Genomic DNA, 22,524 nt, shown 5'->3' with positions numbered 1-22,524 from the left:
CATGACCACCACCACACAAACCGCCACCACCGTCCTCGACGCAAGCGGCGTCACCATGCGCTTCGGCGGCCTCACCGCCGTACGCAACGTCGACCTCACCGTCAACGCAGGTGAAATCGTCGGCCTCATCGGGCCCAACGGCGCCGGCAAAACCACCTTCTTCAACTGCCTCACCGGGCTCTACGTCCCCACCGAAGGCACAGTCAGCTACAAGGGCACCGTCCTGCCGCCCAAGCCCCACCTCGTCACCCAGGCAGGCATCGCCCGCACCTTCCAGAACATCCGGCTCTTCCCCAACATGACCGTCCTGGAAAACGTTCTTGTCGGACGCCACACCCGCACCAAAGAAGGCCTCTGGTCCGCCCTCCTGCGCCTCCCCGGCTTCACCAAAGCCGAGAACGCCAGCCGAGAACGCGCCATGGAACTCCTGGAGTTCATCGGCCTCCGCGCCAAGGCCGACCACCTCGCGCGCAACCTCCCCTACGGAGACCAGCGCAAGCTGGAAATCGCCCGCGCCCTCGCCAGCGACCCCGGACTCCTCCTCCTGGACGAGCCCACCGCAGGCATGAACCCCCAGGAAACCCGCGTCACCGAAGAGCTCATCTTCGCCATCCGGGACCAAGGCATCGCCGTCCTCGTCATCGAGCACGACATGCGCTTCATCTTCAACCTCTGCGACCGAGTCGCCGTCCTCGTACAGGGCGAAAAGCTCGTCGAAGGCACCTCCGCCGTCGTCCAGAGCGACGAACGCGTCGTAGCCGCCTACCTCGGCACCCCCTTCGAAGGCGCCCCCGGTGCCGAAGAAGTCGCCGAAGTAGAAGCAGCAGAAGCCGGAGCACACGCCGAGGCCGAAACCACGGAAGCGGAGCCCGCCGAAGCGGAAGCCGCCACCGACGACGACACCAGCACCACCCGCACCGAAGAGGAGGACACCCGATGACCGCACTGCTCCAGGTCGAAGACCTCCGCGTCGCCTACGGCAAGATCGAAGCCGTCAAAGGCATCTCCTTCACTGTCGAAGCCGGCCAGGTCGTCACCCTCATCGGCACCAACGGCGCAGGAAAAACCACCACCCTGCGCACCCTCTCCGGCCTCCTCAAGCCCATCGGCGGCCAGATCCTCTTCGAGGGCAAACCACTCACCAACATCCCCGCCCACAAGATCGTCTCCCTGGGCCTCGCCCACTCCCCCGAGGGACGCCACATCTTCCCCCGGCTGACGATCACCGAGAACCTCCTCCTCGGCGCCTACCTCCGCAACGACAAAGCAGGCATCGAAAAGGACATCCAGCGCGCCTACGACCTCTTCCCCATCCTCGGAGAACGAAGGAAGCAGGCCGCCGGAACCCTCTCGGGCGGCGAACAGCAAATGCTCGCCATGGGCCGCGCCCTCATGTCCCGGCCCAAACTGCTCATGCTCGACGAACCCTCCATGGGCCTCTCCCCGATCATGATGCAGAAGATCATGGAAACCATCGTCGAGCTCAAGGCCCAGGGCACCACCATCCTGCTCGTCGAGCAGAACGCCCAGGCCGCACTCTCCCTCGCCGACCACGGCCACGTCATGGAGGTCGGCAAGATCGTCCTCTCCGGCACCGGCCAGAACCTCCTCCACGACGAATCCGTCCGCAAGGCATACCTCGGCGAGGACTGACCCACCCCTGCACACCGAAGAGGCCCGCACCCCGAACGATCCGGGATGCGGGCCTCTTCCATACACACCTACACGACTACGCGCCGTCCTTCGCCGCCCGCCGCTTCTCCTCGGCATCCTCGATCAACGCCTCCGCAAGCTGCTGCATCGACAGCCGACGATCCATCGACGTCTTCTGAATCCACCGGAACGCAGCCGGCTCCGACAGCCCGTAATCCGTCTGCAGAATGCTCTTCGCCCGATCCACCAGCTTCCGCGTCTCCAACCGCTGCGAAAGATCCGCAACCTCGGTCTCCAACGCCTTCAGCTCCGCGAACCGCGACACAGCCATCTCGATGGCCGGCACCACGTCGCTCTTGCTGAACGGCTTCACGAGGTACGCCATCGCCCCGGCATCCCGGGCCCGCTCCACGAGGTCACGCTGCGAGAACGCCGTGAGCATCAGAACGGGCGCGATGGACTCCTCGGCGATGCGCTCGGCGGCGGAGATGCCGTCGAGGATCGGCATCTTCACATCGAGGATGACGAGGTCGGGCCGGTGCTCCCGGGCGAGCTCGACCGCCTTCTCGCCGTCACCGGCCTCGCCGACGACCGCGTAGCCCTCTTCTTCGAGCATCTCTTTGAGGTCGAGGCGGATGAGAGCCTCGTCCTCGGCGATGACGACGCGGGTCGTCAGCGGCGGGACGTGCGACTTGTCGTCGTCGGCGACGGGCTGGGGCGACTCGGGCGTGGTCACGGGGCTCCTCGTTCAGGGCAGGTACAGCTCCCTTGAGCCTACCCACCTGCGGTATGGTGGTCGCGCAGGGGGTCGAAGGGAACCTTCGATTCTGCGAGCCCCGGTAGCCCAATTGGCAGCAGGCAATGGATTCAAAACCCATACAGTGTCGGTTCGAGTCCGACTCGGGGCACTTTTCCTTCGATTCCAAGATCACATAGGAATATCAGAACTTCACGTGAACGTGTGAATGCTGATCTATTCCAACTCGAGGCCATCAAGATCCGGACAGGCTCGGCCTTGTGTACGACCTTGATACGCGCAAGCGCGCTCTGGATCTCATCGCCCAAGGCTTCAGCCAGAACTCGGTAAGCAAACAGACCGGCATCTCCCGGGCTGCCATCCGTTCGTGGCAAACACGAATAGAACCCCTCGGCTGGAACCGCGCCGCTGACTGCCCAAGGTGCGACGGCCTGCCGAGCGATCCCGAAGACCCCGCCGCGTACGCCTATTTACTCGGCCTCTATCTCGGTGACGGCTGCATCACCCACGCGAGAAGGGGCGTGTACTTCCTGCGTATTGCCTGCGCCGATGCCTGGCCCGGCCTCATCGACGCCTGCGCCGAGGCCATGCAGCTCGTGCGTCCTGGCAACAAGGTATTCCGGGTTCAGCGTCAGGGCTGCCAGAACGTGACCTGCTACAGCAAGCACTGGCCCTGCTTCTTTCCCCAGCACGGCCCGGGCAGGAAGCACAACCGCAAGATCGCTCTCGAGCCCTGGCAACAGAAGATCGTGGATGCCCACCCGTGGGAATTCATCCGCGGTCTGATCCACTCCGACGGATGTCGCATCACCAACTGGACCACCCGACTCATCGCCGGCGAGCGGAAGCGTTACGAGTACCCCCGGTACTTCTTCACCAACAAGTCGGACGACATCCGCAAGCTGTTCAGCGACACCCTCACCGCTGTCGGGGTCGAGTGGACGACCCTCTCACGCGGGGGCAACCCGCTCAACATCTCCGTCGCCCGACGGGCGTCCGTCGCGCTCATGGACGCTCACGTCGGGCCGAAGCACTGACGACCGGATTACTTGGGGCTGTCGTCCTCGCCGATGTGGTGCACGCGTACCAGGTTCGTCGATCCCGCGACGCCGGGCGGGGAGCCGGCCGTGATGACCACGACGTCGCCCTTCTCGCAGCGGCCGATCCGCAGGAGTTCCTCGTCGACCTGGGCGACCATCGCGTCCGTGGAGTCGACGTGCGGGCCGAGGAAGGTCTCGACGCCCCATGTGAGGTTCAGCTGGGAGCGGGTGGCCGGGTCCGGGGTGAAGGCCAGCAGTGGGATGGGTGAGCGGTAGCGGGAGAGTCGCTTGACGGTGTCGCCGCTCTGGGTGAAGGCGACCAGGAATTTCGCGCCGAGGAAGTCGCCCATCTCGGCGGCTGCGCGGGCGACCGCGCCGCCCTGGGTGCGGGGCTTGTTGCGGTCGGTGAGCGGGGGCAGGCCCTTGGCGAGGATGTCTTCCTCGGCTGCTTCGACGATGCGGGACATCGTGCGGACCGTTTCGATGGGGTATTTGCCGACGCTGGTCTCGCCGGAGAGCATGACGGCGTCGGTGCCGTCGATGACGGCGTTGGCGACGTCGGAGGCTTCGGCGCGGGTGGGCCGGGAGTTGTCGATCATCGAGTCGAGCATCTGGGTGGCGACGATGACGGGTTTGGCGTTGCGCTTGGCGAGTTTGATGGCGCGCTTCTGGACGATGGGTACTTGTTCGAGGGGCATTTCGACGCCGAGGTCGCCGCGGGCGACCATGATGCCGTCGAATGCGGCGACGATGTCGTCGATGTTCTCGACGGCCTGGGGTTTTTCGACTTTGGCGATGACGGGGAGGCGGCGGCCTTCTTCGTCCATGATGCGGTGGACGTCGTCGATGTCTTGTCCGCTGCGTACGAAGGAGAGGGCGATGATGTCGGCGCCGGTGCGCAGGGCCCAGCGGAGGTCTTCGATGTCTTTGTCGGAGAGTGCGGGGACGGAGACGGCGACGCCGGGGAGGTTGAGGCCTTTGTTGTCGGAGACCATGCCTCCTTCGATGACGGTGGTGTGGACGCGGGGGCCGTCGACGTGGGTGACTTCGAGGGTGACGCGGCCGTCGTCGACGAGGATGCGTTCGCCGGTGGTGACGTCGGTGTTGAGGCCTTCGTAGGTGGTGCCGCAGGTGTTGCGGTCGCCTTCGGTGGGTTCGACGGTGATGGTGAAGGTGTCGCCGCGTTCAAGGAGTACGGGGCCTTCGCGGAAGCGGCCGAGGCGGATCTTCGGGCCTTGAAGGTCGGCGAGGATGCCGACGCTGCGTCCGGTTTCGTCGGAGGCTTTGCGTACGTGGCGGTAGCGCTGTTCGTGTTCGGCGTAGGAGCCGTGGCTGAGGTTGAAGCGGGCGATGTCCATTCCGGCTTCGACGAGTGCCTTGATCTGGTCGTATGTGTCGGTGGCGGGGCCCAGGGTGCAGACGATTTTTGCTCGGCGCATGGTTTGAGCCTAGACCTTACCTACGGGTAGCGATTTGGGTCTGCGTGTCGACTCAACAACCTTTGGGTGAAGGGTTATTGACAAGGGTTGAATTGTGCACGGGGGTGCTCTGATGAGCATTCTGATCAGAGTTTTCGGGGGTGCCTTGGTGAATCGGGCGTTCACCTGGGCGTGGACGGTCTCTCGTTGGGGTTCGAGGTCGGGGGCGGGGGGTGTTTCGGGTTCTGCTCCGTATGCGGCGCGGCTGCGGTGGCTGCCGGGTGTGGTGGGCGTGGGTGGTTTGGGGGTGGTGTTCTCGGCGCCGGGGTCGGGGAGGGCGACGCGTGGGTGGTCGGGGGTGCCGCAGGGGGTTGGCGTGTGGGGCATGGGGCCGCTGTCGCATCGGGGTGTGACGCGTGTGGTCATCAGATAGAAACCTGCGAGGGGTGTTGCTGGGTGGGGCTGGTGGGTCATTATCTACGCGCGTTGTGTAGTACGAGATCTGATCTGTGGGAGACAAGATGCCGCTGAACCGTAGGACGTTCCTGGGCACATCGGCTGCGGCCGGGGCCGGTGTGGCGATGGCTGGGGGTGTGGCTGTGCCTGCCGAGGCTCACGGTCGTGGTCATGGGCGTCCGCCGAAGCGGTACTCGTTCACGGTGATGGGCACGACCGATCTGCACGGGAATGTCTTCAACTGGGACTACTTCACGGACAAGGAGTTCGACGACAAGGCGCACAACGATGTGGGTCTGGCGAAGATCTCGACGCTGGTGGATCAGGTCCGAGCGGAGAAGGGCCGGCACAACACCCTGATGATCGATGCGGGTGACACGATCCAGGGCACGCAGCTGTCGTATTACTACGCGAAGATCGATCCGATCACGGCGAAGCGTGGTCCGGTCCATCCGATGGCGCAGGCGATGAACGCGATCGGGTATGACGCGGCGGCGCTGGGCAACCATGAGTTCAACTACGGCATTCCGGTGCTGCGGAAGTTCGAGGAGCAGTGTGATTTCCCGCTGCTGGGTGCGAATGCGCTGGATGCGAAGACGTTGCGCCCGGCGTTCGCTCCGTATGTGATCAAGCGGATGCGTACGCCGCACGGTCCGGATGTGAAGGTGGCGATTCTGGGTCTGACGAATCCGGGGATCGCGATCTGGGACAAGGTGAATGTCAGCGGCAAGATGGTGTTCCCGGGGCTGGAGGAGCAGGCGGCGAAGTTTGTGCCGCGGCTTCGGTCCATGGGTGCGGATGTGGTGATCGTGTCGGCGCACTCGGGGACCAGTGGGACGTCGTCGTACGGTGATCAGGTTCCGTATGTGGAGAATGCGGCGGCTCTGGTGGCGGAGCAGGTGCCGGGTATCGATGCGATTCTGGTCGGCCATGCCCATCTGGAGATCCCCGAGTACTTCGTGGAGAACAAGGAGACGGGTAAGAAGGTGGTGCTCTCCGAGCCGTTGAAGTGGGGGCAGCGGCTGACGCTGTTCGACTTCGATCTGGTGTGGGAGAAGGGCCGCTGGGTGGTGGAGCGTGCGGGTTCGCAGGTGCTGAACTCGAACACGGCGGCCGAGGACCCGAAGATCACTGGTCTGCTGGCGGATGAGCACAAGAAGGTCGTGGCGTACGTCAATCAGGTCATCGGTACGTCGACGGTGGCGATGACGACGGCGGAGGCGGCGTGGAAGGACGAGCCGATCATTGATCTGATCAATGTGGTTCAGGCGGAGACGGTGAAGGCTGCTCTGGCTGGTGGCGAGTATGCGTCGCTTCCGGTGCTGTCGCAGGCGTCGTGTTTCTCGCGTACGGCGCAGATTCCGGCCGGCGATGTGACGATCAAGGACGCGGCGGGGCTGTATCCGTTCGAGAACACGCTTGAGGCCCGGCTGTTGACGGGTGCGCAGATCAAGGACTATCTGGAGTTCTCGGCGCGGTATTACGTGCAGACGGCGGCTGACGTTCCGGTGGATACGGCGAAGTTGACGAATGCGGACAACACGCCGGACTACAACTATGACGCGGTGTCGGGTCTGACGTATGACATCGACGTTGCGAAGCCGAATGGTTCGCGGATCGTGAATCTGTCGTTCGAGGGCAAGGCGATCGATCCGGCGGCTCAGTTCGTGCTGGCGGTGAACAATTATCGGGCGAGCGGTGGCGGTAATTTCCCGCATGTGCCGGGCGCGAAGCAGTTGTGGGCGAATTCGGAGGAGATCCGCAACACGATCATTGCGTGGGTGCAGTCGAAGGGTTCGGTGGACGGTTCGCAGTTCGCTTCGGTGGACTGGCGGCTGACGCGGGATGGTAAGCCGGTGTTCTAGCGGTTCTTTGGTTGAGCGGCCGTCTCCTTTCCGGGAGGCGGCCGCTTTTGTTTTGGGTGGGGTGGGTCAGTTGCCTTGTACGAGGGGGATGAGGCCGGGGTGCTGGTGGGGGATTTTGGGGGTGTTCTGGGGGGTGAGGCCGAAGGTGGTGAAGGCGGTGCGTTGTGGGAGGGGGTAGGCGTTGGTGTCGGTGAGGTTGTTGAGGATGGTGGCGCTGCGCCAGGCGGCGAGTCCGAGGTCGGGGGCGCCGACGCCGTGGGTGTGGCGTTCGGCGTTCTGTACGTAGACGTTGCCGGTGACGGTGGGGTCGAGTTCGAGGCGGAAGTGGTCGTCGATGCGGGGGCGTCCGCCGGTGTCGCGGCGGATGTGGGGGGCGAGGCCGGTGAGGAGGCGGTCGAGGGGGCGTTCGCGGTAGCCGGTGGCGAGGACGACTGCGTCGGTGGTGAGGCGGGTGCGGGTGCCTTGTTGGGTGTGTTCGAGGTGGAGTTCGACGCGGGTGTTGGCGAGGCGGCCTGCGGTGCGTACGTGGACGCCGGGGGTGAGGGTGGTGTCGGGCCAGCCGCCGTGGAGGGTGCGTCGGTAGAGCTCGTCGTGGATGGCGGCGATGGTGTCGGCGTCGATGCCTTTGTGGAGTTGCCATTGGTGGGGGACGAGTTCGTCGCGTACGTGTTCGGGGAGTGCGTGGAAGTAGCGGCTGTAGTCGGGGGTGAAGTGTTCGAGGCCGAGTTTGGAGTACTCCATGGGGGCGAAGGCGTGGGTGCGGGCGAGCCAGTGGAGTTTTTCGTGTCCGGCGGGGCGTGCGCGGAGGAGGTCGAGGAAGATTTCGGCGCCTGACTGGCCGGAGCCGATGACGGTGATGTGTTCGGCTTCGAGGAGTTGTCGGCGGTGGTGGAGGTAGTCGGCGGAGTGGATGACGGGGACGGTTTCGGCGTCGGCGAGGGGTTTGAGGGGTTCGGGGATGAAGGGTTCGGTGCCGATGCCGAGGGCGATGTGGCGGGTGTAGGCGCGGCCGAGGGCTTCGGCTTCGCCGTGGGTGTCGAGTTGGGTGAAGTCGACTTCGAAGAGCTGGCGTTCGGGGTTCCAGCGGACGGCGTCGACCTGGTGGCTGAAGTGGAGGCCGGGGAGTTGGTCGGTGACCCAGCGGCAGTAGGCGTCGTATTCGGCTCGTTGGATGTGGAAGCGCTCGGCGAAGTAGAAGGGGAAGAGGCGGTCGCGGCTGCGTAGGTAGTTGAGGAAGGTCCAGGGGCTTGCGGGGTCGGCGAGGGTGACGAGGTCGGCGAGGAAGGGGACTTGGAGGCTGGCGCCGTCGATGAGGAGGCCGGGGTGCCAGTGGAAGGCGGGGCGTTGTTCGTAGAAGGTCGCGGCGAGGGGGTGGGGGTTGCCGGGGATGCCGTGGGCGAGGGCGGCGAGGGAGAGGTTGAAGGGGCCGATGCCGATGCCGACGAGGTCGTGTGGCTGGTCGGGGTTGGGGCTGGGTCGGTCGGTCATCGGGGTGTGTTGCCTTTCTTGAGGTGGTGGGTGAGGTGGGTGACGTGGTCGAGGAGGGTTTGGAGGTCGTTGGGGGTGGTGTGGGGGTTGAGGAGTGTGGCTTTGAGCCAGAGGCCGTTGTGGGTGTGGGCGCGGCCTAGGACGGCTTGGCCGTTGGTGAGGAGGGTGCGGCGGATGGTGGCGACGGTGTGATCGTCGGTGTGGGTGGGGCGGAAGAGGACGGTGGTGATGGTGGGGCGGTCGTAGAGGTCGAGGGTGGGGGTGTGGGTGATGAGGTCGGCGAGGTGGTGGGCGGTGTTGATGGTGCGGTCGATGAGGTCGGCGAGTCCGGTGCGGCCGAGGGCTTGGAGGGTGACGGCGATTTTGAGGGCGTCGGGTCGGCGGGTGGTGCGTAGGGAGCGGCCGAGGAGGTCGGGGAGGCCGGCTTCGGTGTCGTCGTGGGCGTTGAGGTAGGGGGCTTGGTGGTGGAGGGCTTGGAGGTGGTGGTGGTCGGGGACGGCGAGGATGCCTGCGGGGGCGGGTTGCCAGCCGAGTTTGTGGAGGTCGAGGGTGACGCTGTGGGCGCGGTGGAGGCCGTGGAGTTTGGTGCGGTGGGTGGGGCTGAAGAGGAGGGGGCCGCCGTAGGCGGCGTCGATGTGTAGTTCGGCGCCGTGGGTGGTGCAGAGGTCGGCGATGTGGTCGAGGGGGTCGATCTGGCCGGTGTCGGTGGTGCCTGCGGTGGCGGTGACGAGGAGGCGTTGGTGGTGGTGTCGGGTGAGGGTTTCTTCGAGTGCGGTGAGGTCCATGACGCCGGTGGGGGCGGGGATGGTGAGGGGTTCGGGGAGGCCGAGGAGCCAGGTGGCGCGGTTGATGCTGTGGTGGGCGTTGGTGGCGCAGATGGTTTGTACGGGGCCGTGGCGTTCGCGGGCGAGGAGGAGGGCGAGTTGGTTGGCTTCGGTGCCGCCGGTGGTGATGAGGGCGTCGGGGTGGGGGTGGTGGGGGTAGATCTCGTGGGCGAGTGCGGTGGTGGTGGCGGCTTCGAGGGTTGAGGCGGCGGGTGCTTGGTCCCAGGAGTCCATGGAGGGGTTGAGGGCGGAGGCGGCGAGGTCGGCCGCGGTGGCGAGGGCGAGGGGTGGGGTGTGGAGGTGGGCTGCGCAGTGGGGGTGTGCGGGGTCTGCGGAGCCTTGGGTGAGTGCGGTGACGAGGGTGCGTAGGGCGTGGTGGGGGCCGGTGCCGTGGTCGGGGATGACGGGGTGGGTGGCGGCGTGTATGCGGGTGGTGGTGGTTGGGGGTCCGCCGGCGGGGATGGGGCCGTTTCGTTGGTGGGCTCCGTCGTGGAGTGCGGTGAGGACGGTGTCGAGGAGGGGGCGGAGGGCGTCGGGTCCGGTGGTGGATCCGGCGAGGGGTGGGGTGGGCATGGTGGTGGGGCCCTTCGGGTGCGCGCATGGGTGGACATGCCAGCTTGTCCGGGTTTCTGGTGGCGCGGCCGGTGAGCGTGGTGATCTGAACTCGAAAGGGGGATGGGCGGTGGGGGGTGGGGGGTTGTCGGGGGTGCTGGTGGTATGGGTGTGCCCGGCGTCTCCCCTTGGGGTGGGTGGCGCCGGGCACGGGTGCTGCGGTGTGTGTGGTGTCGGTGTGGTGGGTCAGTGGGCGTTGCGTACGGCGAGGGCTCGGCGCAGGTCGTCGATCTGGTCGGTGAGTTTGCGGTGGAGGGCGGGGATGAGGGTGGGGTCGTTCAGGGCTTGTTCGCCGTGGTGGAGGTTGTCGGTGTCGATGGCGTAGTGGGGGAAGGCGTAGCGGCCTGCGGCTTCGGCGATGGCGGGGCCGCGGCGGGCGGCGAGTGCGGTGGCTTCGGGGTAGTAGCGGGGGACGTAGGTGTGGACGAGGTCGGCCTGTTCGGGTTGCCAGAAGCCTTGGGCGGTGGCGCTGAAGAGGTAGTTGGAGAGGGTGTCGTCGTTGAACAGGCTGTGCCAGGCGGTGGCTTTGGCTTCGGGGGTGGGGAGGGCGGCGCGGCAGCGGGCGGCGCCTTCCTGGCCGGTGGCGCTGGGGTCGTGTTCGAGTTCGGTGGCGATGGTGGTTTCGTCGGTGGCGCCGAGGACGGCGAGTCGGGTGAGGATGCGCCAGCGGAGTTCGGGGTCGAGTTCGGGGCCGCCGGGGACGCTGTCGTTGGTGAGCCAGTCCTGGATGGTGTCGGGTTGGGTGGCGGCGTCGATGTAGTGGCGTACGGCGGTGAGGCGGAGGCCGGGGTTGGTGCCGTCCTCGGTGCGGCGGATGAGGTCGCGGCAGAGGTCGGTGAGGGTGGCGTGGGCGGCGGGGCGGTTGTCGGGGGTGGTGTAGCGGCGGGTGACCTGGGTGTCGGCGAAGGTGAGGACGCCTTGGACGAGGGCGAGGTCGGTTTCGTGCGGGAGGTGGGTGCGGGCTGTGCGGAGGTAGGTGGTGGGGTGGAGTTCGCCGTCGCGGACCATGTCGCGGGCGGTGTTCCAGATGACGGCTCGGGTGAGGGCCTCGGGGATGCCGGAGAGGGTGTGGAGTGCGGTGTTCCAGGATTCGGGGTCGAGGCGGACCTTGGCGTAGGTGAGGTCGTGGTCGTTGGGGACGACGAGGGCGGGGCGGCGTCCGGTGTGGTTCTTGGCGGTGTTGTTGTGGGGGACGTCCAGTTCGAAGCGGTCGCGCAGGATGAGGCGGTCGGGTCCTGGCTGGGTTTCGATGGCGTGGTCGTAGGCGCCGACGGCGATGCGGTGGGGGCGGTGGCCGTGCTGGTCGATGGTGATGGACCAGGCGCCGTCGGATTCGTCGATGTGGGGGGTGAGGGTGTCGACGCCGGTGGTGCGGAGCCATTGTTCGGCCCAGGCGTGGACGTTGCGGTCGGTGGCGGAGGCGAGGTTGTCGATGAAGTCGGCGAGGGTGGCGTTGGCGAATTTGTGTCGGGCGAAGTGGGTGTTGATGCCGGTGAGGAAGTCCTTTTCGCCGAGCCAGGTGACGAGTTGGCGCAGGGCGGATGCGCCCTTGGCGTAGGAGATGCCGTCGAAGTTGAGCATGGCGGATGCGGTGTCGGGGACGGCGGCGGGGTCGGGGGCGACGGGGTGGGTGGAGGGGCGTTGGTCGGCGTCGTATCCCCAGCCCTTGCGGGCTACGCCGAAGTCGACCCAGGTGTCGGTGAAGCGGGTGGCTTCGGTGAGGGTCTGGTAGCCCATGTATTCGGCGAAGGACTCGTTGAGCCAGATGTCGTCCCACCAGGCGAGGGTGACGAGGTCGCCGAACCACATGTGGGCCATTTCGTGGGCGATGACCATGGCGCGGGTCTGGCGTTCGGTGTCGGTGACGGCTGAGCGGTAGATGAATTCGTCGCGGAAGGTGACGAGCCCGGGGTTCTCCATGGCGCCGGCGTTGAATTCGGGGACGAAGGCCTGGTCGTAGGAGTCGAAGGGGTAGGGCTCGTCGAATTTCTCGTGGTAGCGATCGAAGCAGGCGCGGGTGATGTCGAGGATTTCGTCGGCGTCGGCGTCGAGGTGGGGGGCGAGGGAGCGGCGGCAGTGGATGCCGAAGGGCAGTCCGGCGTGCTGGGTGGTGACGGAGTGCCACGGGCCTGCGGCGACGGCTACGAGGTAGGTGGAGATCAGTGGTGTGGGGGCGATGGTCCACCGGCCGTTGCCGGTGTGTTCGGCGATGCCGTTGCCGAGGACGGTCCAGTCTTCGGAGGCGGTGACGGTGAGGGCGAAGACGGATTTGAGGTCGGGCTGGTCGAATGCGGCGAAGACGCGTTGGACGTCTTCCATGAAGAGTTGGGTGTAGAGGTACGTTTCGCCGTCGGTGGGGTCGGTGAAGCGGTGCATGCCTTCGCCGGTGCGGGAGTAGCGCATGGCGGCGTCGATGCGCAGTTCGTGCGGGCCGGCGGTGAGGGCGGTGAGGGGGTACCGGTTCTCGGTGAGGTCGGCGGGGTCGAGGGGGTGTCCGTCGAGGCTGATGGAGCGCAGGGTGGCGGGCTTGAGTTCGACGAAGGTGTCTCCGGCCGCGAGTGCGGTGAACTGGATGACGGTGCGGGAGTCGAAGGTGTCCTCACCCGTGGTCAGATCGAGGTCGATCGTGTATCGGTGTACGTCGAGGAACTGGGCTCGGGTCTGCGCTTCGTTGCGCGTCAGTACGGACATGGATCCATGCTGCCGCATGGCGTAGGGGGTGCGCAGTGGGGTTCTCGCAGGGCTGAGTGCGCGGTGGGCCGGGTGCGGTGCAGGTGGGTGGCTGCGCGGCTGCGGGTGGCCGTTGAGGGCTAAGATTCTTACCCATTGTGTTCCTGCACGGAGGGTGCCCGGGATGGCGAAGAAGACGGCTTCCGCGACGCGGCAGGACGCGGTGGCGTCGATCGTCGAGGACTGGCGGCGGGAGCGGCCGGAGCTGGATACGGCTCCGCTGGAGGTGTTCGGCCGGCTGCATCGGGCGTTCTTGCGGTACAGCGCGGCGATTTCGCGACCGGTGGAGCGCAAGGGCCTGTCGATGGCGGGGTTCGATGTGCTGACCGCGCTGCGCAGGGCGGGTGCGCCGTTTCGTCGTACGGCGGGTGAGCTGGCGGATTCCGGGCTGATCAGTTCGGCCGGTGTGACGTTGCGGATCGACCGGCTGGAGAAGGACGGGCTGATTCTGCGGGAGCGGGATCCGCAGGACCGTCGGGTGGTGCATTCGCGGTTGACGGACGAGGGTCTGTCGACGATCGACGAGTTGTTCTCGGAGCATCTGGAGAACGAGCGGCGGATGCTGGCGGGGCTCACTCCTGCGGAGTGCCGGCAGTTGGCGCGGTTGTTGGAGAAGTTGGAGCGGTCCGTGCTGGCGGCGGAGGAGGGTGCGGGCGAGGAGGGGTAGGGCGGTGTCGCCCGGTGGCCGCTTTGTCCTCGATCGCCGGACTCGCTCGATCTGCCGGACGGGCTCGGAGTCGCCTGGCCCGGACGGTGCGTGAACCTCGATCGCCGGGCGGGCTCGGTGGTCGAGCCCGTCCGGCGGTCGGGGACATCTTTGTGTTCGAGGCGGCTCAGCGGGTGGTGTCCGCCTTGGCCTGGGCCTCTGCTTCCGTGCGGTACATGCGGCGGACGCGGACGACGCCCAGGTCGTGCTGGTACAGGTTCTCCGCCTGGTCGGCGTCGCTGCGGAGTTCTTCGAGCATGATCCGGTCCTGTTCGAGGACGTCCCAGTGGCGGTCCTCCAGCACGGTCTTGTAGAGGAAGCGCCAGGTGTCGCGCTGCCAGTCCGTGACGCGGCGGTAGCGCCAGAAGAAGACGGCGCAACGGTCCTCGTCGATGGGGGTGGCCATGCCGACGATGCCGAACGGGCCGCCGGGGCCTGCGGTGGGCGGGTACGGGATGGTCAGGTCGACCCAGTCGATGCCGGTGCGGCAGAGTTCGACCCAGTCGAAGTTCACGCCGCTCTGGTCGGTCTTCTCGAAGAAGAATCCGCGTTCGGTCTCGCGGATCCGGAAGCGGGCGGTGGTCTGCCCTTCGGACATGCTGTGCGAGTCGCGGTGCAGGAACGATCCGTGCATGGGGTCGAGGAGGTTCTCGACGGCGTAGCGCCAGTTGACGTTCCACTCCGCGTAGCAGAGGAAGGCCGAGACGTCGGGGTCGGTGAGCTGTTCCGGCAGGACGAGGGGGGCGGGTTCGGGGTGTTCGTTGTCGCCGAAGTAGGCGAGGACCGCGCCGCCGGTCTCGATGACGTGGGGTGCGGCGACGAGCTGTTTGCCTTCGAGGTTGCAACCGGGCAGGCCGGGTACGGCGGCGACGGTGCCGGTGCCGTCGACCTGGACGCCGTGGTACCAGCAGGCGATCCGGTCGCCGAGGTGTTTGCCGAGGGAGAGCCGGGCGCCGCGGTGGGGGCAGCGGTCCTCGAGCATGTGGAGGGTGCCGTCGGCGCGGCGGAAGAGGAGCCATTCCTCGCCGAGGAGGGTGAGGCGCTTCATGCCGCCGGCGGGGACGGAGCCGGAGGGGCAGACGGCGTACCACTGGTTGCGTATGCCGGTGGTGAAGAGGCGGTCGGCGGTGCGGTTGCCGGGGCGGGCGACTTCGGAGGGCCGGGTGGTCTCGCCGGTGTGTGTTGCGGTGTCGGTGGTCATGGTCGTTTCACGCTCCCAGTCGTCGCATCTCGGTGCGGAAGGTGTCCTCGGTCCACGGGTTGCCGTCGGGGGCGGGCAGGTCGCGGGCGTTGAGTCCGGCGACGAGGCCGGGCAGGTCGTGGGTGCCGCTGCCGAAGACGTCCTCGATCACCGCGGCGAGTTTCTTCTCGTACGGGGTGGGGTCGGCGGTGCGTGCCTGGTGGGGGTTGAGGTACTGCGGGGTGGTCATGTCGGCTCCCTTCGGGGGTGGTTCAGAGGTCGAGGACGAGGCACGGGGTGCAGGCGCGGGAGACGCAGAGCATCATCGAGGCACCGGCGGCCTTCTCGCTGTCGGAGAGCAGGAAGTCCCGGTGGTCGGGGGTGCCTTCGAGGACTTTGGTCTCGCAGGTGCCGCAGATGCCGTCGCGGCAGGAGGAGGGTACGGAGATTCCGGCGCCTTCGAGTGCGTCCAGGACCGAGGTGTCGGGGCCGACCTGGACGGTGGTTCCGGTGCGGGAGCAGACGACGTCGAAGCCGGTGTCCGCTGCGTCGCGGGGGGCTGCCGTCGGGGCGGCGAAGCGTTCCGTACGGGCGGTGGGGCAGCGTTCCTCGACGGCGGCGAGGAGCGGTTCCGGTCCGCAGCAGTAGACCTGGGTGTCTGCGGGGAGGTCGCCGAGGAGGGTGTCGAGGCCGATGTGACCCTGCTCGTCCTGGGGGACGAACTCGACTGATCCGCCGGGGAGTTCGGCGAGTGCGGTGAGTTCGGCACCGAAGGCCATGGAGGCGCGGGTGCGGCCGCCGTGGACGACGCGCCAGGGGATGGCGCGGCGGGTCGCTTCGCGGGCCATGGCGAGGATCGGGGTGATGCCGATGCCGCCTGCGATGAAGAGGAAGCTGCCGGCGTTGTTGTCGGCGTCGAGTTCGAAGTGGTTGCGGGGGCCTTGGACGCGGAGGGTCTGGCCGGGCCGCAGCTGGGTGTGGACGTGGGCGGAGCCGCCGCGGGATGCGGGTTCCTTGAGGATGCCGATGCGCCAGTGGGTGGGGTCGGCGGGGTCTGAGCACAGGGAGTACTGGCGGATGTGGCCGCCGGTGTGTACGTCGATGTGGGCGCCGGGGGTCCAGACGGGGAGGGGGGTGCCGTCCGGGTGGGTGAGTTCGATGCCGAGGACGCCGTCGGCTTCCCAGGTCATGCGGTGGACGAGCAGGTCGAGCTGGGGTTCTTGTCCGGTGGTGTTCATCGCGGGTCGCCTCCTTGTCCGGTGGCGGTCGAGGGGAGCTTGACGGGCGGGGTGAACGGCGTGTTCATCGGGCCGAGTGCGGTGAGGTCGATCTCGACGAGGGTGGGGCCGTCCGAGGCGGTGGCTTCCTTGATGACGGGGCCCGCGTCGGCTTCGGTGGCGATCCGGGCGTACGGGAGTCCGACGGCGGCGGCGAGCGCGGCGAAGTCGGGGGTGGTGAGGTCGACTCCGGAGCGGCGGGGGAAGTGGGTGTCCTGCATGTTGCGCAGGACGCCGTAGCCTCCGTCGTTGAAGACGAGGAGGGTGAGGCGGGGCCTCTCCTGGGCGAGGGTGAGGAGTTCGCCGAGGTGGACGGCGAGGCCGCCGTCGCCTGCGATGACGACGGTGGGGGTGTCGGGGCGGCCGAGTGCGGCGCCGATGCCCATGGCGAGGCCTTGTCCGATGCCTCCGCCGCGGGGGAAGACGTTGGTCGCCGGGTCGGTGATTTCCAGCAGCCGGTTTCCCCAGGTTGAGGAGGGGATGGTGACGTCGCGGGCGATGACGGATGTGGGCGGGCAGGCGTCGCGGATCGCGTCGTTGACTGCGGCCTGCGGGCCGATCGCGTGACGCTGTGCGCTGCGGGCGTCGTTACGGGCCTTGCGTACGCGGGCCGGCCAGTCCGTCTCCGTACCGCTGCTGCAGATGCGTTCCACGAGGGCCGTGAGGACGGCGGCCGCGTCGCCGTGCAGGGCGCAGGTGGCCGGGTAGACGCGGCCGGGGGCGGCCGGGTCGAGGTCCAGCTGGATGTGCACCGAAGGCAGTTCGAGGCTGTAGTCGGCGGTCTCGTTGGAGCGGAAGTGGGTGCCGATGGAGAGCAGCACGTCGGCTTCGGCGAGGAGGGCGCGTCCGGCGGGGGCGGTGGCGTAGTTGCCGAGGACGCGTTCGTCGGACTCGGGGACGGAGCCACGGCCGGAGTTGGAGGTGACGAGTCCGGCGTTCAGCGCGCCGAGGAGTGCGGCGAGTTCGGGGCGGGCGTTGTTGGCTCCGCCGCCGGCCCAGACGAGGGGGCGGTGTGCGGCGGCGAGGAGCGCCGCGGCCTCGTCGAGGAGTGCCGGGTCGGGCAGGGCCGGGGGTGAGCTGACGGGTACGGGGGTGCCGGTCAGCTGCTGGGGGGCGAACTGCAGGTCGATGGGCCATTCGACGCTGACGGGGCCGTGCGGGGCGGTGAGGGCGCGGGCGGCGGCATCGCGGAGGATGTCGCCCGCGTCGGCGGCGTCGGTCACGGTGACGGCGTGGGTGGAGACCGCGCGGAGCATGCCGAGCTGGTCCTTGGTCTCGTGGATGAAGCCGCGTCCGGAGCCGAGATATTCGCTGTCGATCTGGCCGGTGATGTGGAGGACGGGGGTGCCGGAGCTGAGGGACTCGATGAGGGAGCCTGCTGCGTTGCCCGCTCCGGTGCCGGTGCTGGTGAGGGCGCAGCCGAGGCGTCCGGTGGCGCGGGCGTAGCCGTCGGCCGCGTTGACTGCGGCGGCTTCGTGGCGCACGGGGACGAAGCGCAGGTCGCGGTCCACGGCTTCGACGAGCGGCAGGTTGTGCACGCTGACGATGCCGAACACCGTGTCGACGCCGAGTCCGCGCAGCGTCTCGACGAGCAGGTCGCCGCCGTTGGGTTGGGTCATGTCGTTGCGCTCCTGAGGTACGTGAACGGGGGTGGGGGGTGGGTGTTATGCGATGGATCGGTTGACGCCGCCGCAGACGTCGACGGTGGTGCCGGTGATGTACGAGGCCCGGGGTGACAGGAGGGTGGTGATGGCGTACGCGACTTCGTCGGCGTTGCCGAGGCGGCCGAGTGCGATGCCGCGGTCGGCGGCGAGTTCGGCCTGCCAGGCGGCGTAGTCGAGGGGGCTGCCGGATGCTGCGTAGCGGCGTTCCCACTGTCCGGTGTCGACGAGGCCGAGGCAGACGGAGTTGACGCGGATGCCGTCGGGGGCGAGTTCCTTCGACAGGGACGTCGAGAGGTTGAGGATGCCGGCGCGGGCGGCGCTGGTGGTCATGAGCCGGGTCTCGGGCTGTTTGGCGAGTACGGCGTTGATGTTGACGACGGAGGCGTTGCCGGACTTGCGCAGGTGGGGCAGGGCGGCGTGGAGGGGGTTGAGGACGCCGAAGAATTTGAGTTCGAGTTCGTCGCGCCAGTCGTCGGCGGTGGTCTCGGCGAAGGGTTTCATCCGGGAGGCGCCGGCGTTGTTGACGAGTCCGTCGAGGCCGCCGAAGCGGTCGGCGGCTTCTTCGGTGAATGCTTTGACTGCCGCTTCGTCGCGTACGTCGCAGGGGGCGTGGTGGAGCCTGTCCGGTCCGGCGAGCCCGTCGAGGGCGGTGGTGAGGCCGTCGGCGCGGCGGCCGCAGGTGGCGACGCGGGCGCCTTCGGCGAGCAGCATGCGGACCGTGGCGAGGCCGACGCCGGAGCTGCCGCCGGTGACGAGGATGCTGCGGTCGGCGAGGCCGAGGTCCATCTCGTACTCCTTGGTGTGAGGGGGTGTCCTGGGGCGGTCGCCGCACCGGGGCCCCCGTGGGGGTGGTCCGGTGCGGCGGGGTGCCCGCAAGGTCAGTGCATGGTGAAGCCGCCGTTGACGGCGAAGGTCTGGCCGGTGATGTAGCCGGACTCGTCGCCGACGAGGAAGGCGATTAGGCCGACCAGGTCCGCCGGTTGCTGGGGCCGGGAGATCGCCCGGTTCAGCCGGTACAGCTCGTGCCGTTCGACGGGGATGTCGACGGAGGACTCCCCCTCGGTCAGTCCGGGGGCGACCGCGTTGACGGTGATGCCGAGCTCTCCGGTCTCGCGGGCCATGGCCCGGGTCAGGGAGATGACGGCGCCCTTGGAGGCGATGTAGTGGGCGAGGCGGGGCGAGCCGTACAGCGCCGCGTCCGAGGCGAGGTTGACGATCCGGCCGCCACCGCTTGCCTTCATGAGCGGCAGGAGGGCGCGGGCGACGAGCCAGGGACCGCGGGCGTTGACCGTCATGATGCGGTCCCACGCCTCCACGTCGATCTCGTGGAACGGTTTCCCGCCGACCGCGTTGGCCAGACCGGCGTTGTTGACGAGGCCGTGGAGCCTGGTGCCGTCGCCGGCGAGGGTGGCGGCGAGGGCGTCGACGGAGTCCGGGTCGGCGACGTCGAGCGGGTGGAAGTCCGCGGTGATGCCGTCGGCGCGCAGGTCGTCGGCGGCCTGTTTGCCGGTCCGTTCGTCGAGTTCGGCGATGACGACGCGGTAGCCGTCGGCGCCGATCCGGCGGGCCGCGGCCAGTCCGAGGCCGCGGCCGGCGCCGGTGACGACGACCGTACGGGAGCCGTCCGCTGTACGGGGGGTGTCGTCGGCGGCCATCAGTCGCGGGTGATGCCGTGCATCGGGGAGTGCTCGGGGTACGTCGGGACCTGCGGCTTCTGCGTGCCGATGATGACGCAGAACAGGGCGTCGGTGTCGCCCTCGTTCTTCAGCGAGCGGGCCACTCCGGCAGGCACGACGATCATGTCGCGGTAGCCGAGGGTACGGTACTCGACCTCGTCGGCGCCGCGGTGGATGCCGACCCTGACCTGGCCCTCGAGGACGAAGAAGGCTTCCTCGACGTCGTGGTGGGTGTGCTCGGGGCCCTCGGCGCCGGGCGGCAGCAGCATGTTGGAGAAGGTGAAGCCGCCGGACGGGATGATGCGGTTGTCGTTCTCGTGGTTGCCGGTGGCGCCGGAGCCGACGTAGCGGATCTGGGCGCGCTTGTACTGGTCGCCGGCCTTCGCCTGGAAGGAGAGGGTGTTCCAGTCGGGCTCGCGGGAGTCCTTGGTGGCGATGAGCGAGTCGGTGTACTTCGCGAGGTCGCCGTCGGTCTCGTAGGGGGTGTTGTCGATGGGCACGGGTTGCTCCTCGGTTCGTTGGTGCGGGTGGGGGCGGGCCGTCGTCACGCGGGGGTGCGGGCGACGACGTGGAGGTGGGCGCGGACCCAGGCGTTGAAGGCCTCGGGCCGTTCCTGGTTGGAGAGGTGTCCGGCGCCGGAGAGGGTCACGTACACGGACTTGGTGAGGCCGCCCGCGATGGCTTGGGACTCCTCGGTTCCGGTGACGGTGTCCTGTTCGCCGCAGAGGACGAGGGCCGGTGCGGTGATGGCGGGCACGTCGTCTGTGAGGTCGGCCTCGGCCATCGCGTCGGCGGCGTAGCCGTATCCGGGGGTGCGGATGGAGGCGGCCATGGTCGCCACGACGCGTTCGACGAGTTCGGCGGGGGCGTCGGCGGAGACGAGGCGCGGGCCGCGGGCGGCGGCGAAGGCGTCCGGGCCTTCGGCGGCGAGCTGTGCCGCGCGGGCGCGCATGGCGGCTGCCTTGTCCGGGTGGGTGCCGGAGCCGCGGCTGGAGTCGGCGACGATCAGGGACTCGACGAGGTCGGGGTGGCGGGCGGCAAGGCGCAGGGCGATGACGCCGCCCCAGGAGACGCCGAGGACATGGGCGCGGCCGCCGCGGTCACGGATCAGCGCGGCCGCGGTGTCGGCGTAGCCGTCGAGGCCGGGGGCCCGGCCGGGGTCGGCGGAGGCCGCGTACCCGGGGGCGTCCCAGGCGACGACCCGTACCTGGTCGGAGAGTCCGGCGAGTTGCGGGGCGAAGGCGGCGGAGGAGGAGCCGATGCCGTGCAGGCAGAGCAGCAGCGGTGCGTCGGGGTTCCCGGCCTCCTGGGTGTGGACCGCGGTGGTGAGGGTGGCGGTCACAGGATCTGTCCTGCCCGGCCGGCGACGGCTGCGAGGCTGCGCAGTACGGCGTGCGGCACGACCTGGCTGGTGGCGGGGTTCGTGGCGTCGGGCCGGTGGGCGACCTCGAAGCGGTAGGTGCCGTGCGGGCCGTCCGCCTCGATGACGTGCCGGGTGAGGGTGGCGGCCGGGTCGGCGACGACGACGACCTCGACGAGGTCGGGGTCGCCGGTCGCGAGGGCCACGGATGCGGCGACGTTGGTGGACTTGGGGAACTTCACCGGGACGTCGCGGGCGGTGCCGCGCATCACTTCCACCGGTTCGGTGGTGGTCCGCAGCCGTTCGGTGAGCTCGGCGTCCATCCACGGTTGGTGGAGGGTGGCGGGCAGTTTGGTGGTGGTCAGGCGTACGGAGGTGAGGGCGCCCAGCCCCGTGACGGCCTGGAGGAGGTCGAGTCCGCCGACGGCGCCGCCGGTGAAGTAGACGCGTCCGGGGCCGGCTGTGCGCAGCCGGTCGACGAGTTCGGGGTCGACGAGTGCTCCGGTGGAGGCGATCAGCAGGTCGGCGCCGCTGTCGAGGACCCGCTCGGCCCACTCCCGTACGACGGCCTGGCCTGCGGCTTCGACGATGAGGTCGCAGACGGTGAGGGCGTCCTCGAAGGACAGTTGGGGTGCGGGGGCGTCGACGAGGGGCCGGTTGTCGACGATGCAGGTCAGTTCGGCGCCGGGGATGTGGCCCTCGGCGAGGGCGGTGCCGACGACACGGCCGATGGCGCCCCAGCCGACGAGTCCGATGCGTCGCGCGGGTCGCGCGGGGCGTGCGACGGGAGTGGGGCGGGTGGTGGTGGCGGTCATGCGGACACCTCGTCGGTGGCGGGGGCCAGTGGCCCGGGGTCGGGTTCGCCCGCCATGTGGCAGCGGATCTTCTGGGACGGCGGACCTGCTGTCCCCCACAGGTCGGAGAGGTCGGGGGTGCGCCGCCAGACCTTGGCGATCCAGGCGTCCTCGACGATCTGGGCGACCTCGGAGGTGTATTCGCAGACGAGTCCGGCGGGGTCGGTGAAGTACGAGAAGGTGTTGTTGCCGGGTCCGTGCCGGCCGGGCCCCCACTGAGGGTTGATGCCGTGGTGGCGGAGCCGGCCGAGGCCGCGCATGAAGTGGTCCACCGATGTCATCTCGTACGCGACGTGGTTCAGTGACGCCCATGCGGCCTGGTTGAAGGCGATGCAGTGGTGGTCGGCGTTGCAGCGCAGGAAGGCCATCTGGTGCTCGGACCAGTCGGAGACGCGCAGCCCGAGGATCGAGGTGTAGAAGGCGACGGCGGCGTCGATGTCGGTGGTGTTGAGGACGGTGTGGGTGACGCCGACGGGGACGGCGGCGTCCTGGCCGCGCGGGGTGACGGCGTGCGTCTGTGCGCTGAGTTCGATGAGCCGGCCCTCGGGGTCGGTGAAGCGGAGTCCGTATCCGCCGCCGACCTGGTCGAGGGGGCCGGGACCGGCGACGGGGACGATGCCCCTGGCGAGGAGGCGGCGGGCGGCCTCGTCGATCTCGGCGGGGGTGGCGACGGCGAAGGTGATGCGGCCGAGGCCGTTGCGTTCGCCGCGGGTGAGGGCGAGGACGTGGTGTTCTTCGCCGGTGCCGCGCAGCCATGCGGCGTCGCGGTCCTGCTCGACGGGTTCCAGGCCCCACACCTCGGTGTAGAAGTCGGTGGACTCGGTGAAGGCGGGGGTGTGCAGCTCGACGGAGCGCAGGGCGCGCAGCCGGGCGACGGGTTCGAGCGGGACGGCGGCGGGGCGGGCGTGGAGGTTCTCGTACGCCGTGCGGTTCTCGTGAGTCATGTGGTTCTCCGGCTCCTCGT

At 68.5% G+C, this 22,524-nt stretch carries 20 protein-coding genes and 1 tRNA gene; 6 read left to right on the top strand and 15 right to left on the bottom strand.

The annotated features are described in order from the left end of the window. Position 1: 1 nt before the first annotated feature. Both ACIA8E_RS10645 and ACIA8E_RS10640 read left to right on the top strand, forming a co-directional pair. Positions 2–940, top strand: coding sequence for an ABC transporter ATP-binding protein (locus ACIA8E_RS10645; RefSeq protein WP_399296819.1), 939 nt, complete (start codon positions 2–4; stop codon positions 938–940). Continuing rightward, positions 937–1,653, top strand: coding sequence for an ABC transporter ATP-binding protein (locus ACIA8E_RS10640; protein ID WP_399296548.1), 717 nt, complete (start codon positions 937–939; stop codon positions 1,651–1,653). The genes ACIA8E_RS10645 and ACIA8E_RS10640 overlap by 4 nt, the downstream gene beginning before the upstream one ends. A gap of 76 nt (positions 1,654–1,729) precedes the next feature. Here ACIA8E_RS10640 and ACIA8E_RS10635 read toward each other — a convergent pair whose 3' ends face one another. Next, on the bottom strand, positions 1,730–2,389 hold the full coding sequence (locus ACIA8E_RS10635) for an ANTAR domain-containing response regulator (protein WP_399296546.1): 660 nt from the start codon (positions 2,387–2,389) through the stop codon (positions 1,730–1,732). Positions 2,390–2,486: 97 nt separating this feature from the next. On the opposite strand from ACIA8E_RS10635, the gene ACIA8E_RS10630 reads away from it, so the two are divergent. After that, positions 2,487–2,561, top strand: a tRNA-Leu gene (locus ACIA8E_RS10630). Positions 2,562–2,670: 109 nt separating this feature from the next. Then, entirely contained in the window at positions 2,671–3,447 is a 777-nt protein-coding gene (locus ACIA8E_RS10625) for a transcriptional regulator (protein WP_399296544.1), read from the top strand. 8 nt (positions 3,448–3,455) lie between these two features. Here the strand turns inward: ACIA8E_RS10625 and pyk are convergent, their stop codons facing one another. Further along, positions 3,456–4,889, bottom strand: coding sequence for a pyruvate kinase (gene pyk / locus ACIA8E_RS10620; protein WP_356238309.1), 1,434 nt, complete (start codon positions 4,887–4,889; stop codon positions 3,456–3,458). Between the two features lie 500 nt (positions 4,890–5,389). Here pyk and ACIA8E_RS10615 point away from each other — a divergent pair, with 500 nt between their 5' ends. Further along, positions 5,390–7,189, top strand: a complete 1,800-nt coding sequence (locus ACIA8E_RS10615; RefSeq protein WP_399296542.1) for a bifunctional metallophosphatase/5'-nucleotidase — start codon at positions 5,390–5,392, stop codon at positions 7,187–7,189. A 66-nt stretch (positions 7,190–7,255) separates the two neighbouring features. Here the strand turns inward: ACIA8E_RS10615 and ACIA8E_RS10610 are convergent, their stop codons facing one another. The 3 genes from ACIA8E_RS10610 to pepN all read right to left on the bottom strand — a co-directional run bounded on the left by ACIA8E_RS10610 (position 7,256) and on the right by pepN (position 12,804). Then, on the bottom strand, positions 7,256–8,677 hold the full coding sequence (locus ACIA8E_RS10610) for a lysine N(6)-hydroxylase/L-ornithine N(5)-oxygenase family protein (RefSeq protein ID WP_399296540.1): 1,422 nt from the start codon (positions 8,675–8,677) through the stop codon (positions 7,256–7,258). After that, positions 8,674–10,074, bottom strand: a complete 1,401-nt coding sequence (locus tag ACIA8E_RS10605; RefSeq protein ID WP_399296538.1) for a pyridoxal phosphate-dependent decarboxylase family protein — start codon at positions 10,072–10,074, stop codon at positions 8,674–8,676. The genes ACIA8E_RS10610 and ACIA8E_RS10605 overlap by 4 nt, the downstream gene beginning before the upstream one ends. 225 nt (positions 10,075–10,299) lie before the next feature. Then, positions 10,300–12,804: an aminopeptidase N gene (gene pepN / locus ACIA8E_RS10600; protein ID WP_399296536.1), complete on the bottom strand. Its 2,505-nt coding sequence runs from the start codon at positions 12,802–12,804 to the stop codon at positions 10,300–10,302. 163 nt (positions 12,805–12,967) lie between these two features. Between pepN and ACIA8E_RS10595 the strand changes: the two genes are divergently transcribed. Then, entirely contained in the window at positions 12,968–13,510 is a 543-nt protein-coding gene (locus ACIA8E_RS10595; protein WP_389031305.1) for a MarR family winged helix-turn-helix transcriptional regulator, read from the top strand. Positions 13,511–13,676: 166 nt separating this feature from the next. Here ACIA8E_RS10595 and ACIA8E_RS10590 read toward each other — a convergent pair whose 3' ends face one another. The 10 genes from ACIA8E_RS10590 to ACIA8E_RS10545 all read right to left on the bottom strand — a co-directional run bounded on the left by ACIA8E_RS10590 (position 13,677) and on the right by ACIA8E_RS10545 (position 22,504). Then, the gene (locus ACIA8E_RS10590) at positions 13,677–14,750 is read right to left on the bottom strand and encodes a Rieske 2Fe-2S domain-containing protein (RefSeq protein ID WP_399296533.1); all 1,074 of its coding nucleotides are present in this window, start codon (positions 14,748–14,750) and stop codon (positions 13,677–13,679) included. Positions 14,751–14,757: 7 nt separating this feature from the next. After that, positions 14,758–14,979, bottom strand: coding sequence for a recombinase-like helix-turn-helix domain-containing protein (locus ACIA8E_RS10585; RefSeq protein ID WP_313936782.1), 222 nt, complete (start codon positions 14,977–14,979; stop codon positions 14,758–14,760). Between the two features lie 22 nt (positions 14,980–15,001). After that, positions 15,002–15,967, bottom strand: coding sequence for a PDR/VanB family oxidoreductase (locus ACIA8E_RS10580; RefSeq protein WP_399296531.1), 966 nt, complete (start codon positions 15,965–15,967; stop codon positions 15,002–15,004). Beyond that, positions 15,964–17,625, bottom strand: a complete 1,662-nt coding sequence (locus ACIA8E_RS10575) for a thiamine pyrophosphate-binding protein (protein ID WP_399296529.1) — start codon at positions 17,623–17,625, stop codon at positions 15,964–15,966. The genes ACIA8E_RS10580 and ACIA8E_RS10575 overlap by 4 nt, the downstream gene beginning before the upstream one ends. A gap of 45 nt (positions 17,626–17,670) precedes the next feature. After that, on the bottom strand, positions 17,671–18,456 hold the full coding sequence (locus ACIA8E_RS10570; protein WP_399296527.1) for an SDR family oxidoreductase: 786 nt from the start codon (positions 18,454–18,456) through the stop codon (positions 17,671–17,673). 92 nt (positions 18,457–18,548) lie between these two features. Then, a complete protein-coding gene (locus tag ACIA8E_RS10565) occupies positions 18,549–19,325 on the bottom strand; it encodes an SDR family NAD(P)-dependent oxidoreductase (RefSeq protein WP_399296525.1) in 777 nt (258 codons plus the stop codon). Next, the gene (locus ACIA8E_RS10560; RefSeq protein WP_376258901.1) at positions 19,325–19,846 is read right to left on the bottom strand and encodes a cupin domain-containing protein; all 522 of its coding nucleotides are present in this window, start codon (positions 19,844–19,846) and stop codon (positions 19,325–19,327) included. Before ACIA8E_RS10560 ends, ACIA8E_RS10565 begins: the two co-directional genes overlap by 1 nt. Positions 19,847–19,890: 44 nt before the next feature. Continuing rightward, positions 19,891–20,688 (bottom strand): alpha/beta fold hydrolase, encoded by a 798-nt coding sequence (locus tag ACIA8E_RS10555; protein WP_399296522.1) that lies wholly within the window; start codon positions 20,686–20,688, stop codon positions 19,891–19,893. Beyond that, positions 20,685–21,521, bottom strand: coding sequence for an aspartate dehydrogenase domain-containing protein (locus ACIA8E_RS10550; protein WP_399296520.1), 837 nt, complete (start codon positions 21,519–21,521; stop codon positions 20,685–20,687). The genes ACIA8E_RS10555 and ACIA8E_RS10550 overlap by 4 nt, the downstream gene beginning before the upstream one ends. After that, complete coding sequence (locus ACIA8E_RS10545; RefSeq protein ID WP_399296518.1) at positions 21,518–22,504, bottom strand: VOC family protein; 987 nt, start codon at positions 22,502–22,504, stop codon at positions 21,518–21,520. The genes ACIA8E_RS10550 and ACIA8E_RS10545 overlap by 4 nt, the downstream gene beginning before the upstream one ends. Between the last annotated feature and the right edge of the window lie 20 nt (positions 22,505–22,524).

This window comes from Streptomyces sp. NPDC051664 (assembly GCF_044453545.1).
Classification (GTDB): Bacteria; Actinomycetota; Actinomycetes; order Streptomycetales; family Streptomycetaceae; genus Streptomyces.
This window is presented reverse-complemented; position numbering and strand designations above follow the sequence as displayed.

Excerpts from the sequence above, each read along its gene's own strand:
- ACIA8E_RS10645 (WP_399296819.1), top strand. The coding sequence starts at position 2 with ATGACCACCACCACACAAACCGCCACCACCGTCCTCGACGCAAGCGGC.
- ACIA8E_RS10640 (WP_399296548.1), top strand. The coding sequence starts at position 937 with ATGACCGCACTGCTCCAGGTCGAAGACCTCCGCGTCGCCTACGGCAAG.
- pyk (WP_356238309.1), bottom strand. The coding sequence starts at position 4,889 with ATGCGCCGAGCAAAAATCGTCTGCACCCTGGGCCCCGCCACCGACACA.
- ACIA8E_RS10615 (WP_399296542.1), top strand. The coding sequence starts at position 5,390 with ATGCCGCTGAACCGTAGGACGTTCCTGGGCACATCGGCTGCGGCCGGG.
- ACIA8E_RS10610 (WP_399296540.1), bottom strand. The coding sequence starts at position 8,677 with ATGACCGACCGACCCAGCCCCAACCCCGACCAGCCACACGACCTCGTC.
- ACIA8E_RS10605 (WP_399296538.1), bottom strand. The coding sequence starts at position 10,074 with ATGCCCACCCCACCCCTCGCCGGATCCACCACCGGACCCGACGCCCTC.
- pepN (WP_399296536.1), bottom strand. The coding sequence starts at position 12,804 with ATGTCCGTACTGACGCGCAACGAAGCGCAGACCCGAGCCCAGTTCCTC.
- ACIA8E_RS10595 (WP_389031305.1), top strand. The coding sequence starts at position 12,968 with ATGGCGAAGAAGACGGCTTCCGCGACGCGGCAGGACGCGGTGGCGTCG.
- ACIA8E_RS10590 (WP_399296533.1), bottom strand. The coding sequence starts at position 14,750 with ATGACCACCGACACCGCAACACACACCGGCGAGACCACCCGGCCCTCC.
- ACIA8E_RS10585 (WP_313936782.1), bottom strand. The coding sequence starts at position 14,979 with ATGACCACCCCGCAGTACCTCAACCCCCACCAGGCACGCACCGCCGAC.
- ACIA8E_RS10580 (WP_399296531.1), bottom strand. The coding sequence starts at position 15,967 with ATGAACACCACCGGACAAGAACCCCAGCTCGACCTGCTCGTCCACCGC.
- ACIA8E_RS10575 (WP_399296529.1), bottom strand. The coding sequence starts at position 17,625 with ATGACCCAACCCAACGGCGGCGACCTGCTCGTCGAGACGCTGCGCGGA.
- ACIA8E_RS10570 (WP_399296527.1), bottom strand. The coding sequence starts at position 18,456 with ATGGACCTCGGCCTCGCCGACCGCAGCATCCTCGTCACCGGCGGCAGC.
- ACIA8E_RS10565 (WP_399296525.1), bottom strand. The coding sequence starts at position 19,325 with ATGGCCGCCGACGACACCCCCCGTACAGCGGACGGCTCCCGTACGGTC.
- ACIA8E_RS10550 (WP_399296520.1), bottom strand. The coding sequence starts at position 21,521 with ATGACCGCCACCACCACCCGCCCCACTCCCGTCGCACGCCCCGCGCGA.
- ACIA8E_RS10545 (WP_399296518.1), bottom strand. The coding sequence starts at position 22,504 with ATGACTCACGAGAACCGCACGGCGTACGAGAACCTCCACGCCCGCCCC.